Annotated in this window: 13 protein-coding genes; 6 read left to right on the top strand and 7 right to left on the bottom strand. The window is 64.5% G+C overall.

The genetic code is table 11. The features are described 5' to 3' along the window. Positions 1-28: 28 nt before the first annotated feature. From CK224_RS24600 to CK224_RS24585, 4 genes are all read left to right on the top strand, one after another. The gene (locus tag CK224_RS24600; RefSeq protein ID WP_095783538.1) at positions 29-1,699 is read left to right on the top strand and encodes a nitrite/sulfite reductase; all 1,671 of its coding nucleotides are present in this window, start codon (positions 29-31) and stop codon (positions 1,697-1,699) included. Then, entirely contained in the window at positions 1,674-2,438 is a 765-nt protein-coding gene (locus CK224_RS24595) for a phosphoadenylyl-sulfate reductase (RefSeq protein WP_095783537.1), read from the top strand. Before CK224_RS24600 ends, CK224_RS24595 begins: the two co-directional genes overlap by 26 nt. Before the next feature lie 179 nt (positions 2,439-2,617). Continuing rightward, positions 2,618-3,151, top strand: a complete 534-nt coding sequence (locus tag CK224_RS24590) for a DUF934 domain-containing protein (RefSeq protein WP_095783536.1) — start codon at positions 2,618-2,620, stop codon at positions 3,149-3,151. Between the two features lie 243 nt (positions 3,152-3,394). After that, entirely contained in the window at positions 3,395-4,015 is a 621-nt protein-coding gene (locus CK224_RS24585; protein ID WP_095783535.1) for a DJ-1/PfpI family protein, read from the top strand. Positions 4,016-4,061: 46 nt separating this feature from the next. Here CK224_RS24585 and CK224_RS24580 read toward each other — a convergent pair whose 3' ends face one another. Then, positions 4,062-4,262 carry a hypothetical protein gene (locus CK224_RS24580; RefSeq protein WP_067318902.1) on the bottom strand — a complete coding sequence of 67 codons (201 nt, stop codon included), beginning with the start codon at positions 4,260-4,262 and terminating at the stop codon, positions 4,062-4,064. A 218-nt stretch (positions 4,263-4,480) separates the two neighbouring features. On the opposite strand from CK224_RS24580, the gene grpE reads away from it, so the two are divergent. Continuing rightward, on the top strand, positions 4,481-5,131 hold the full coding sequence (grpE, locus tag CK224_RS24575; RefSeq protein ID WP_095783534.1) for a nucleotide exchange factor GrpE: 651 nt from the start codon (positions 4,481-4,483) through the stop codon (positions 5,129-5,131). Positions 5,132-5,242: 111 nt separating this feature from the next. Then, positions 5,243-5,875: a trimeric intracellular cation channel family protein gene (locus tag CK224_RS24570; RefSeq protein ID WP_095778725.1), complete on the top strand. Its 633-nt coding sequence runs from the start codon at positions 5,243-5,245 to the stop codon at positions 5,873-5,875. A 94-nt stretch (positions 5,876-5,969) separates the two neighbouring features. Here the strand turns inward: CK224_RS24570 and CK224_RS24565 are convergent, their stop codons facing one another. The 6 genes from CK224_RS24565 to CK224_RS24540 all read right to left on the bottom strand — a co-directional run bounded on the left by CK224_RS24565 (position 5,970) and on the right by CK224_RS24540 (position 12,928). Beyond that, positions 5,970-6,854 carry a GNAT family N-acetyltransferase gene (locus tag CK224_RS24565; RefSeq protein ID WP_082953625.1) on the bottom strand — a complete coding sequence of 295 codons (885 nt, stop codon included), beginning with the start codon at positions 6,852-6,854 and terminating at the stop codon, positions 5,970-5,972. A gap of 186 nt (positions 6,855-7,040) precedes the next feature. Beyond that, positions 7,041-9,320 carry a PAS domain-containing sensor histidine kinase gene (locus tag CK224_RS24560; RefSeq protein ID WP_095783533.1) on the bottom strand — a complete coding sequence of 760 codons (2,280 nt, stop codon included), beginning with the start codon at positions 9,318-9,320 and terminating at the stop codon, positions 7,041-7,043. A 144-nt stretch (positions 9,321-9,464) separates the two neighbouring features. Then, positions 9,465-10,454 (bottom strand): MDR family oxidoreductase, encoded by a 990-nt coding sequence (locus tag CK224_RS24555; protein ID WP_095783532.1) that lies wholly within the window; start codon positions 10,452-10,454, stop codon positions 9,465-9,467. Between the two features lie 52 nt (positions 10,455-10,506). Continuing rightward, positions 10,507-10,995 carry a signal peptidase II gene (gene lspA, locus CK224_RS24550; protein ID WP_067004065.1) on the bottom strand — a complete coding sequence of 163 codons (489 nt, stop codon included), beginning with the start codon at positions 10,993-10,995 and terminating at the stop codon, positions 10,507-10,509. A 13-nt stretch (positions 10,996-11,008) separates the two neighbouring features. Continuing rightward, positions 11,009-11,869, bottom strand: a complete 861-nt coding sequence (locus CK224_RS24545) for an RNA methyltransferase (RefSeq protein ID WP_095783531.1) — start codon at positions 11,867-11,869, stop codon at positions 11,009-11,011. Continuing rightward, positions 11,870-12,928 carry a class I SAM-dependent rRNA methyltransferase gene (locus tag CK224_RS24540; RefSeq protein WP_095783604.1) on the bottom strand — a complete coding sequence of 353 codons (1,059 nt, stop codon included), beginning with the start codon at positions 12,926-12,928 and terminating at the stop codon, positions 11,870-11,872. It abuts the gene before it with no gap. Between the last annotated feature and the right edge of the window lie 92 nt (positions 12,929-13,020).

The raw sequence follows: 13,020 nt of genomic DNA, 5'->3' as shown, positions 1-13,020 counted from the left end.
CGGGCGGACGCGCCCTGAAAGACGAAGCATGTACCGTTACGACGAGTTCGACCACGATTTCGTAAAGGCCCGCGTCGCCGAGTTCAGCGACCAGGTGCAGCGCCGGCTTGCCGGCGAGATCACCGAGGACCAGTTCCGGCCGCTCCGGCTGATGAATGGCGTCTATTTGCAGCTGCACGCCTATATGCTGCGTATCGCCGTGCCCTACGGCACGCTGAACAGCAGGCAATTGCGCATGCTCGGCCACATCGCCCGCAAATACGACAAGGGCTACGGCCACTTCACCACGCGCCAGAACATCCAGTTCAACTGGCCGGCGCTGTCCGACATCCCGGCGATCCTTGCTGATCTGGCGAGCGTCGAGATGCATGCCATCCAGACCAGCGGTAACTGCATCCGCAACGTCACCGCGGACCATTTCGCCGGCGCGGCCGCCGACGAGGTTGCCGATCCGCGTCCCTATGCGGAGATCCTGCGCCAGTGGTCGTCGGTGCATCCGGAGTTCTCGTACCTGCCGCGCAAGTTCAAGATCGCGGTGACCGGCGCCGAGCGTGATCGCGCCGCCATCCAGACGCACGACATCGGGCTGCATCTGAAGAAGAACGCGGCCGGCGAGCTGGGCTTTGCCGTCTATGTCGGTGGCGGCCAGGGCCGCACGCCGATGGTCGCCAAGAAGATCCGCGACTTCCTGCCGGAAGCCGAGCTGTTGTCCTACTGCACGGCGATCCTGCGCGTTTACAACCTCTATGGCCGCCGCGATAACAAGTACAAGGCGCGTATCAAGATCCTCGTCCACGAGACCGGGGTCGAGGAGATCACCCGCCAGATCGAGGCCGAATGGCAGGAGTTGAAGGACGCGGAGCTGAAGCTGCCGGACGCCGACATCCAGGCGATCAATGCCTATTTCGCGCCGCCGGCATTGCCCGACCGGCCGGAAGGCGACGCGCAGGTAAAGCAGGCGCGGCTCGATTCCAAGAGTTTTTCGGAGTGGCTCGACCAGAATGTGATAACGCATCGCCATCCCGACTATGCGGCGGTGACGATCTCGCTCAAGGGCATCGGCGAGGTGCCCGGCGACGCCTCCGACAGCCAGATGGAGGCGGTTGCCGACATCGCCGAGAAATACGCCTTCGACGAGCTGCGCGTCAGCCACGAGCAGAACCTGATCCTGCCGCATGTGGCGCGCGCCGACCTCAAGGCCGTCCATGACGCCCTGGTCGAGATCGACTTGGCGACCGCCAATTCCAACCTGATCAGCGATATCATCTCCTGCCCCGGCCTCGATTATTGCGCGCTTGCCACGGCGCGTTCGATTCCGGTCGCGCAGGAAATCTCGCGCCGCTTCGCCTCGCTGGAGCGGCAACGCGAGATCGGTGAGCTGAAGCTGAAGATTTCCGGCTGCATCAACGCCTGCGGCCACCACCATGTCGGCCATATCGGCATTCTCGGCGTGGAGAAGAAGGGCTCCGAGCTCTACCAGGTCACGCTTGGCGGCTCGGCCGACGAGAACACGTCGGTCGGCGAGATCATCGGCCGCGGTTTCTCTTCGGAAGAAATCACCGATGCCATCGAGCAGATCGTCGACACCTATCTCGGCCTTCGGCTCAATCCCAGTGAACGTTTTATCGACGCCTACCGCCGTGTCGGTCCCGCGCCGTTCAAGGAGGCGCTCTATGCTGGCGAAACCAAGGCCGCTTGACCGGATCGGCGGCGTCGAGGCCGGCGTCGCCGCGGAAGCGGCGGGGCTCGACGCGCTGCTCGGCCATCTGAAGCCGATCGAGATCATCGAGCGCTCGGCGCGTGAATTCTTCCGCGGCGAGGTTGCCGCCGTGTCGTCCTTCGGCGCCGATTCGGCAGTCCTCCTGCACATGATTGCCGAGATCGACCGCTCGCTGCCGGTGATCTTTCTCGACACCGGCAAGCATTTCGAGGAGACGCTGGGCTACCGCGACGCGCTGGTCGCCGATTTCGGCCTGACCGATGTCAGAGTGATCAAGCCGAACGAAGCGGCGCTCGAACGCGTCGATCCGACCCGCCGGCTGCATGAGACCGATACCGACGCGTGCTGCAACCTGCGCAAGGTCGAGCCGCTGGCGCGTGGCGTCGAGCCGTTCCGCGCCTGGTTCACCGGTCGCAAGCGCTTCCAGGCTTCGACGCGCGCGGCACTCCCGGTCTTCGAGGCCGTCGGCTCGCGCATCCGCATCAATCCGCTCGCGCATTGGACGACATCTGACCAGGCCGACTACATGCGCGCGCATGCGCTGCGCGAAAACCCGCTGGTCGCCTATGGCTATCTGTCGATCGGCTGCTTCCCGTGCACGCAGCCGGTACAGCCAGGCGAGGATGCGCGCAGCGGCCGCTGGGCGGGGCACGCCAAGACCGAGTGCGGCATCCATCTGTCGGGGCTGGAGAAGTCGCTGACCGACGCATCACTTTAAGGACAGCCGCTACTCAGGTGAGGCCGGCCTGGAATGGCGGGTTCCTGCGCTTCCGGTGCTCACGGAGTTGAAGTACGCTCCTGTCTCGGAAGCCATCATTTTCGACGCCGGGCCGACCTGAACAGCGACATATCCTTTCATTCTTAGGGCATTACGATCTTAGGGCATTAGGAATTTTGATGACTGAGCCGACCAAATCGGAAACCCGCCTCTGGACCCCGAGGGGTTTCCGCGAGGACGAATGGACCCATGCCGAGAGCGGCGAAGCGCTTGCCGGCAATGGCCGCTTCATCCTGCCGTTGCAGGCCTTTCTCGGGCTCGATGACGATATCCGCAGATCGGCCAAGGAGCGCCTCGGCGTGCTCCTGCTCCCCGGCGACGAGCTCGACAAGATCGTCGGCCTGCTGGAGCAGCTGTCGCTGGTGGCGCTTGCCTTCCCGGCCTTCAACGACGGCCGCTCCTTCTCCAAAGGCGAATTGCTGCGCACCCGGCATAACTTCAAAGGCGCGGTCCGCGCCACGGGCCAGGTGCTGGTCGACCAGTTGCCGCATATGCTGCGGCTCGGCTTCGACGAGTTCGAGGTCTGCAATCCGGTGCTGTTGAAGCGGCTGGAGGAAGGGCGCACAGGAGGCTTGCCAGTCTATTACCAGCCGGCGGTAGAGCCGGAAGCCAAGGGCCCGAAATATTCCTGGCGGCGCAAACGCCCGGGCTGAGCCGTCCCCGCGCTGACCGCCGAAGGCAGCCATCCGGTAAACCAAGCGAGCCTGCAGCTTTGGTCTGACCAAGCGGCTTGTTTTTGACGTCTTGGCGAAGTCGGCTTGGTGGCTACGCGCCTCTTTGCAACAATCTGGTCGGACCACCTCTGCGGATTTCACTTCCCCTTTTGCCGTCTTGCCCTTAGGATAGGGTGATTATTTCGCGCTCCGAAATAAACAGCCGGCAAGGGAGGAAACGGCATGGCAGGCAAGAAGATACTGATGCTCGTTGGCGAGTTCAGCGAAGAGTACGAAATTTTCGTTTTTGAGCAGGCGATGCACGCGGTCGGCCACACCGTCCATGTCGTCTGCCCGGACAAGAAGGCCGGCGACGTGCTCAAGACCTCGCTGCACGACTTCGAGGGCCATCAGACCTATACGGAAAAGCTCGGCCACGACTATATCCTCAACAAGACATTCGCCGAGGTGAATCCCGCCGATTACGACGCGGTCTACGCTGCGGGCGGACGCGGGCCGGAATATATTCGCATCGACAAGCGCGTGCAGGCGCTGGTCAGGCATTTCCACGACACCGGCAAGCCGATCTTCACCATCTGCCACGGCGTGCAAATCCTGATTGCGGTTGACGGCGTGGTGCGCGGTCGGGAGGTGGCGGCGCTGCAGTATTGCGAGCCCGAGGTGACGCTCGCCGGGGGCACCTATATCGACGTGTCGCCGACGGGCGCGCATGTCGACGGCAATCTGGTTTCGGCAAAGGGATGGCCCGGCCTTGCGGCGTTCATGGGGGAGTGCCTCAAGGTGCTCGGCACCGAGATCCGCCATGGCGAGGCGCTGATGCGCAACGAACGCAGAGCCGCATAGCTCCTCAGCGCCTTACGCTGTGGACCAGGGAAAGGGCGGCCTGCGGCTAGTGCTGCCGCTGGCCGTCGGCCTTGTCCGTCTCGGCGCCGTCCAGACGGTCGAGCAGATCCGTGAATTGCTTGGGCACTTCTTTTTCCAGGCGAAATGCCGGAAGCGTGCGCAGAAGGCGCTTGGTCGCTTCGGTGCCAACCTGTCGCCTGATATCGTCGGCGAGCTTGGCGCGCCTTTCGCCGATGTTGCCCTTCATGGTCCCAAAATCCTGTGTCGGCTTCGAAACTCTCGCAGCCCGGCAATGGTTCCCGCATAGGCCCTTAGTGGCAAGCAAAGCCGTCCGGTACGGTAAAATTTGAATTAATTTGGAACGATCGCGGAAGGGCCGTCATCGGTGCTTGCCCCTTGATTTTTGGTCCCTAAACCTCGATATCGGGCCCAAATCCAAACCAATCCGAATGACGGGAAACGGCGATGAGCGACCAGGCAAAAGACGAACGCGCGCCCGAGGAAATCGAAGCCAACCAGGCTTCCGAGGCCCGGGCTTCCGACGAACGTGCGGAAGGCGGCGTCGACGGCGACTATGAGGCGCTTGTGCGGTTGCTGAAGGAAAACGAGGAACTGAAGGACCGGGCGCTTCGCGTAGCCGCCGAAATGGAGAATCTGCGGCGCCGTACCGCGCGTGACGTACATGACGCGCGCACCTACGCTGTGGCCAATTTCGCGCGCGACATGCTGTCGGTGTCGGACAATTTGCGCCGCGCGCTGGACGCCATTCCGACCGAGGCCAAGGCCTCCGGCGATGCCGGCTTCAAGGCGCTGATCGAGGGCGTCGACCTCACTGAGCGCGCCATGCTGGCGGCGCTGGAGCGGCACGGGGTGAAGAAGCTTGCGCCCGAAGGCGAGAAGTTCGACCCGAACTTCCATCAAGCGATGTTCGAGGTGCCCAACCCCGACGTTCCGGCGGGGACCGTGGTCCAGGTCGTGCAACCCGGCTATTCGATCGGCGAGCGCGTGTTGAGGCCGGCGATGGTCGGCGTCTCCAAGGGCGGCCCAAAGGCCGCCGCCGCCGAAGCGCCAGTCGAGCCGGGTCCGGTGAACGAGCAGGCCGAGAAGGATGCGTGACGGGAGCCAATAGCGAATAGGGAATAGCGAATAGGGAAGGACGGTACCAACCGCGCCGCTCCGTGATATTCACTGTGCACTGACTATTCGCCAATCACTATTCGCTCACCCATGAATCCCATCGAGCTGCTCGACTATGCCGGTGTCGCCGTCTTCGCGGCTACCGGCGCGCTTGCCGCGTCACGCAAAGAGCTCGATATCATCGGCTTCCTGTTTCTGGCCAGCATCACCGGCATCGGTGGCGGAACGCTGCGCGACGTTATTCTCAACCTGCCGGTGTTCTGGGTCGCCAACAGCGGCTATGTGCTGATCTGCGCCGTGATGGCGGTGCTTGTCTTCTTCAGCGCCCATCGCGTGGAATCCCGCTACAAGCTGCTGCTCTGGCTCGATGCGATCGGGCTTGCCGCCTTTGCGGTGATGGGCGCTGCAAAGGGCCTGGCGATCACCGGCTCGCCGGTCGTTTCGGTCATCACCGGGGTGCTCACCGCGACCTTCGGCGGCATATTGCGCGACCTGATCGCAGGCGAGCCTTCCGTGCTGCTCAGGCCCGAAATCTATGTCACGGCCGCGCTTGCGGGTGCAGCGCTCTTCACGTTTGGCGATCTCGTTGGCATGTCGGCCCTGCCATCCAGCCTGCTCGGCTTTGCGGCGGCCTTCCTGGTGCGGGGCGGGGCGCTCAAGTTCGGCTGGTCGTTCCCGGCCTATAAGAGCCGGCCGGGGCGAAGGCCGGAGGATATTCCGTGATAGCAAACAACGAATAGCGAATAGAGAGTAGCGAATGGGCTGTTGTAATCAGCCTACTATCGCTACTTCCTTCGCTATTCGCTATTCGCCAGACTCACGCCGCGAAACGCTGGCCTTCGCCGCCATAGTAGTTGACGTAGCGGGCGCCGATCTCCTTGACCGGCATGACAACGAAAATGTCGACGGTGGAAAATTCGTGGTCGATGACGCAGCCGTCGCCGATGCGGGCGCCGACGCGCAGATAGCCTTTGACGAGCGGCGGCATGGCGGCGATCGCGGCCTTGGCATTGACCGCCTCGATCGGCATCAGGTCCATCGAGCAGTAGCGGCCGGCCACCGCACGGACGTCCCAGGCCTGGTCGGTGCGGCAGTGATGGGCGAGATAGGTAAGCGCCTCGGCATGCGCCGCCGGCACGGTGCCGTGGAAGGAGGCGCAGCCGGTCATCACGCCGATGCCGTAATGGTTGATATAGGCCCAGATGCCTTGCCAGAGCGCCTCGATGGTGCGCTTGGAGCGGTATTCCGGCAGCACGCAGGAGCGCCCGAGCTCCAGGAAGCGTTGGCCCGGATGGCGCGCCACCAGCTTGGTCAGCTCGAACTCGCCCTCGGAGTAGAAGCCGCCCGCCGCGGTGGCGATCTCCTGCCGCAGCAGGCGATACGTGCCCACGATACGGCGGTGCTCTGGGCCGGGAAGCGAGGTGTCGAAAACCAGGAGATGATCGCAGAGAGGGTCGAAGCGGTCGGCATCGCGCCGATCCTGCGCCTGGAACAAATCCTTCCTCGCGCCGAGCTCGTCATAGAATACCCGATAACGCACTTCCTGGGCGGCGGCGATCTCGGCCCCGTTGCGGGCGAGCCGCACTTCCAGGTTGCCGATGCGGCCCAGCGGTGCGCCGCTTGCGAAAGCGTCGGCGGCACGCGCGCCGAGAAGGGCGCTGGCGTTCGGCCGAGTATCGCATTCAGGCATGACTGTATGCACGAGTGATTCTCCTTCGAGCCATCCCTCTTGGCACGGGGATACGGTGTAGGTGCAACAGGATTGTGACAGTACCGTGATACGGCGATCCCGGCAATACTTCGTCGGCTGGGCAATACCCTCAACCGGCTATCTTATGGCTGCGAAAGCCAAGCAATCCAAGGCGTTCGGGAAAGTCTAAAAAATTCGTTACGCCGCAGCCTGGCTCTCGACGGCCTGGACGAGCGCATCGGGGTGGAGAGGCTTGGTGACGAAGCCGCTGGCGCCGTGGGCCAAAACCGTATGGCGCGTCTTTTCCTGGCTGTCGGCCGAAAGCACCATGATCGGGATCGGCGGCACGGCAAGCGCTTCCTCATGGCGGCGGATGGCGGCGATCGCGTCCAGCCCGTCCATCACCGGCATGTGGAGATCCATCAGCACGACATCGAAACGATGCTTGAGGCCGGCGTCGGTGACGGCTTCGACCGCGGCCTTGCCGTTGCTGACGATCTTGACGCGATGTCCAGCCTTGAGCAGCGTGGCGCGGGCAAGCATCGCGTTGATGTCATTGTCCTCCGCGATCAGCACGGACAGGCCCTTGTCGCGGCGGCGGACGGACGCGGCGCCGCGCGGTTCCGACCGCGGCTCGGCGGGTGCCGGCACGTAGCTGGTCAACAGCACGCGCAGCAGCGTTTCGCCGCGCACCGGCCGGGCGAGGAACGTCGCGTAGCCGTTGGCGCGGAATTCGCCAAGCATGCCGCGATCGGCGGGTGCGATCAGGGTGATGGCCTGGCAGTCGACAAAACCGCTCTGACGCAGCCGCTTGAGCAGGCGGCCGTCGCTGTTCTCGAGCGCGGCGTCGACCAGAAGCACGTTGCAGCGGGCGGCGAAGGCAATGGCCTGGTCCGGCGTGGCCGCGATCTCGACGGCACCGCCATGCGCGCGGATGGTGCGAGCGATGGCATCGGCCTCGACGGCATTCTTGGACACGATCACCGCGCGTCGGCCCGAGAGGATGTCGCGGCGATATTGTGGCGGTTGGGTTGCCGCGGTCGCCGGAATGTCGAAGACGAATTCGGATCCCTCGCCTAGCCGGCTCGAAACCGAGATCGTGCCGCCCATGGCGATCACCAGGCGCTTGGAGATGGCTAGGCCGAGACCGGCGCCGCCGTGCACCCTGGTCGAAGTACCGTCGGATTGCTCGAATTCCTCGAAGATGCGCTCCATATCCTCTTCGCGCAGCCCCGGACCGGTGTCGGCGATGGTGAAGCGGATGCGGTCGGTGCTCTCGGTGCTGGCGCGCGCGACGGTAAGCAGCACGCCGCCTGTGTCGGTGAACTTGACGGCATTGCCGATGAGGTTGAGCAGCACCTGGCGCACGCGACCGGGGTCGGCGGTGATCATCTGCGGCACGTCGGGTTCGACGTGACAGCCGAGGCCGATGGTCTTGGAGAAGGCCTTCGCGGCCAGCAGTTCGATGATGTTGTCGGCGATCTCACGCAGGGATGTCGGCTGCGGCTCGGGATCGAAGCGGCCGGCCTCGATCTTGGAGTAGTCGAGCAGATCCTCGATCAGCGCCAGCAACGAGCTTGCGGAAGTCGAGACGGCGCCGACATAGGTACGCTGCTCGGGCGACAGATCGGTGTCGGCAAGCAGCTTCGCCATGCCCATGATGCCATTCATCGGCGTGCGGATCTCGTGGCTGACGGTGGCAAGGAAGCGCGACTTGGCCTGGCTGGCGTATTCGGCCCGCTCGCGGGCGGTGATCAGCGACGATTCGGCGCGCTTGCGGGCGGTGATGTCACGGGCGATCGCCCGGTGCGAAACAGCACCGGTGTCCCTGTCCCGCACCGAGAGCTCGATCCAGGAGAACCAGCGCGGCCCGTTCGGCGTGCGGATGGCGACATCGGTGGAGCTCAAGCATTCATGATCCGAAAAGGCGGCCTCGGGCACGACGCCGACGTCGATGCCGAGCTCGGAAAGCGTCTTGCCTGCGAGGTCGCGCTGATCGATCTCGACGAGCGAGGCGAACACCTTGTTGGCGTAGACGATGTGGCCGTCGCGGTCGCGATGGACAACGAGGTCGCCGAGCGCATCGATCAGACCGCGAAAACGCTCCTCGCTCTCCTGCATCTCCCACATGCGGTCGGCGAGGGTCTCGATCTCGGCGCGGCTGCGGGCGGCCGTCTCGTCGAGAAGTGCGGCGGTGCGCCGCTCAGCGCGCTGGCTGCGCAGATGCATCATCAGGCCGCCCAGACCCGTCGCCAGGAGGCCTATGGTGATGAAGATCGGTGCTCCGGTGAGATGCGCCAGCCCGGCCAGGACGACTATGGCGACGATCGTCAGGAACGGCAGGCCTTCATGACTGTCCGCTTGCAATGCGGGGACCAGCGGCGGCGCGACCAGCACCTGCCGCTTCGGCGCGGCAGGACCCGGTCCGTCGTCGCCTGCGGCTTTGCTGTCCTGTCTGAAGTCGGAGTCCGCGAGCATGCGGAAAACCTTGCCAGACAGAGATTATGGAAGATTGCGGCGGATCGTTCGAATTTTAGTCGTCCATTCCGATATCCGGCAGTTTTTGCCTGGTTTTGGGCGACTTCGGGCGGGAAATCGCCGAACGCTATTCCTGGGATTGCCCTACAGATCGACTACCACGCGGCCTCTGATCCTGCCCTCGACGATGTCGCGCGCGGCGCCGATGATGCCGTCGAAGGCGATCGAGCGCGACAGGGTCGACAGTTTCTTGAGGTCGAGGTCGGCGCCAATGCGGCGCCACGCCTCGAGGCGGACCGCCTTCGGCGCCATGACGGAATCGATGCCGAGCAGCGAGACGCCGCGCAGGATGAAGGGGGCGACGCTCGTCGGAAGGTCCATGCCGCCGGCCAGGCCGCACGCGGCGATCGCGCCGCCATAGGACGTCATCGCCAGCACGCTGGCCAGCGTATGGGTGCCGACCGAGTCGACGCCGCCGGCCCAGCGTTCCTTGGCCAGCGGCTTGGCCGGCTGGCTGAGCTCGTCGCGTGAGATCACCTCGGCCGCGCCGAGGTCGATCAGATAGGGGCTTTCGGCATTGCGCCCGGTCGAGGCGATCACATGATAGCCGAGGGTGGAGAGGATCGAGATGGCGACCGAGCCGACGCCGCCGGCAGCCCCCGTCACCACCACCGGCCCGCGATCCGGCACGATGCCATGCCGCTCCAGCGCCATCACGGCGAGCATTGCCGTATAGCCGGCGGTGCCGACTGCCATCGCATCATGCGGGCTCATGCCGTCGGGCAGCGGCACCAGCCAGTCGCCCTTGACGCGGGCGCGGGCGGCAAAGGCGCCGTAATGCGTCTCGCCGACGCCCCAGCCATTGAGGATGACCTTGTCGCCCTTTCGCCAGTCGGGGTGCGAAGATTCGATGACAGTGCCGGCGAAATCGATGCCGGGCACCAGCGGCCAGCGGCGCACGACCGGGGCCTTGCCGGTGATGGCCAGCCCATCCTTGTAATTCACCGTCGTCGCCTCGACGGCGACGGTGACATCGCCTTCCATCAGGTCAGCTTCGGTGAGGTCGACGATCTCGACCGACTGCTTCTTGTCGGCGTCGCGCGAAACGAGGATGGCTTTGAAGGTATCGGACACTTTGGTCTCCTCGTTTTGTTTGAAACAAATTTGCGGCGGTGGCCGCGCCAGGTCAATTGCCTGGATCCTGGGACCTGGTTTCCCGCCGCCAGCCGATCAGCTCGTCGAAGACGACCAGCGCGGCGCCGACGGAAATGAAGGCGTCGGCAAAGTTGAACACCGCGAAGGACCAGACCGGCGTGTGGAAAAGAATATAGTCGATCACGTGACCGTAGACCGCGCGGTCGATCAGATTGCCGAGCGCGCCGCCGACGATCAGGGCGAAGCCGATCCGGGCAAGGACGTGACCGGGGGGCGTGCGCACCGCCAGATAGAGCACGAAGGCGACGACGAGCGCGGCGATGACCACCAGGCCGGTGTCGCCGAAGGAGGAAAACATCGAGAAGGCGATGCCGGTGTTGTAGGTGCGAAACAGCGCCAGGAAAGGAAGCAGATCCACCTTTTCCTGGAAGGCGAGGCCGTTTTCCACCAGCTGTTTTATCCACTGGTCGAGTGCGATAGCGAGCACGACCAGCAGGGCGTAAGGTGACCAGGATTTCACGTTTTCGCAGCCCTCATCGCGTGTCGGCAGCAGGGTCGAGCTTCAACGCGCCACGCCGGATTTCGAACAGCATAACGCCGGTAGCAACCGCCAGATTGAGAGAATCGGCGCGTCCGGCCTGCGGGATCCTGAGCAGCCGGTCGCAACTATCCGCAAGGCTGTCGGGCAGGCCCTGCTGCTCGTTGCCCATCAACAGCAGCACCGGGCCTCTCGAAAAGTCGACCGACCGGTAGTCGACTGCGCCCTTCAGATGCGTTCCGGCGACGAGGCCCGGAAAGTCGCGCCGCCAGGCCAGAAAAGCCTGCTCCGTTGCCTTCGCGACCGGCACGGCAAAGATCGAGCCCATGCTGGCGCGCACGGTTTCCAGCGAAAACGGATCGGTGGTGTCGCCGACCAGGATGACGCCCTTGGCGCCGACGGCGTCGACGGTGCGGATGACGGTGCCGAGATTGCCGGGATCGCGAACCCGGTCGAGCGCGACCCAGACGTCGCCGTCCGTGGCGCGGATATCCTTCAGCGGCAGCGTCTGCTGGACGAAGACGCCGACGACCATTTGCGGGTTTTCCCGGCGGGTGATTGCCGCCACCACCTTTTCCGAGACTTCGAGCACGGTGCCGCCGGCGGCGACAGTGCGCGCCGCGACCTTTTCTATCGCAGCGTTGCCGCGCCCGGCCTTGGCGAAGACGAGCGTCCTGATCGACCAGCCGAGGTCGAGTGCGTCGATGACCAGCTTCAGGCCTTCCGCCATGAAAGCGTTCTGCTGGTCGCGAAACTTCTTCAGCGCCAGCGCCTTGATGTCCTTGACCAGCGGATTGGCGAGGCTGGTGACTTCCTTGACCTGCCCGACGGGCCGGGCTCCATCATGCGGGACCATTCAAGCCACCCAGCGCGAGAACAGCGAGGTCGACAGCGCGCGGCCGGCGGATTTCTCGCGGATGATCAGCTCGCCGGATTCGACCGTGCCGCCCATGCCGGCGAAGGCGTCGCGCATCAAGGCATGGATGGCGAAGAAGGAGGCGCGGATCGAATAGGCGGTCAGCACCACGGCGATCGGCTTCGGCGTCAGGATCGAGCGGCAGAGATCGGTGAGGCCCGCCAGATCCTCGAACAATTGCCAGACTTCCCCCTTGGGACCGCGGCCATAGGCGGGCGGGTCGAAGAGCACGATGTCATAGTGGCTGCCACGGCGCTCCTCACGCTCGGCGAACTTAACCGCGTCCTCGACGATCCAGCGGATCGGCTTGTCGGAGAGGCCGGCTCTCTCCTGGTTCTCGCGCGCCCATCCGATCGCCTTCTTCGAGGCGTCGACATGAGTGACCTCTGCGCCGGCGCGCGCCGCCACCAGCGAGGCAAGGCCTGTGTAACCGAAGAGGTTCAGCACCTTGATCGGTCGCTTTGCCGCGGCGATCAGGCCGGCCATGTGGTCCCAATGCGAGGCTTGTTCGGGAAAGACGCCGACATGGCGGAATGAGGTGAAGCGGCCGAGATAGTCGATGCCGTCATGCTTCATCGGCCAGGTTTCGCCGAGCGGCGTTTTTGGAAAACGCCAGCGGCCGATGCCTTCCTCGTCGGTGTCGCCGGTGAAGATGGCGTCGGCACGCTGCCATTCCTTGGCGGGAAGCGCCCGCTGCCAGATAGCCTGGCCTTCGGGACGCACGATGCGGTAGGGCCCATACTGCTCCAGTTTTTCGCCGGCGCCGCTGTCCAGCAGAGCATAGTCGGCATTGGGCGCGACCTCGAGGATCAGCGGCAGGCGCTCGGCGGGCAACGGGCCTTCGCGGCGTGCAAGAGGGCGCTGCGCTGGTTTTGCTTCCTGACGATGATGCGGCTCCGACCTCTCCGCCGAAGCCGCCTCCCGCAGCCGCGACTGGCTGGAGGGATTCGCCGGCTGGCGCGGACGGTTGTCGCGGTTTCGGTCGCGAAAGGACTTCAAGAACAATCTCCGGAACGGCACGCCGCTTTTGGCATAGGCCCATGACCTTCGCAACCGCATGGTCCGGCGCTGTTCTGTCGCGATGCGATGGA

Source organism: Mesorhizobium sp. WSM3862 (genome assembly GCF_002294985.1).
Taxonomy (GTDB): Bacteria; Pseudomonadota; Alphaproteobacteria; order Rhizobiales; family Rhizobiaceae; genus Mesorhizobium.
Note: the sequence above shows the minus strand (reverse complement) of the source record. Positions and strands in the feature narration are given on the sequence as shown.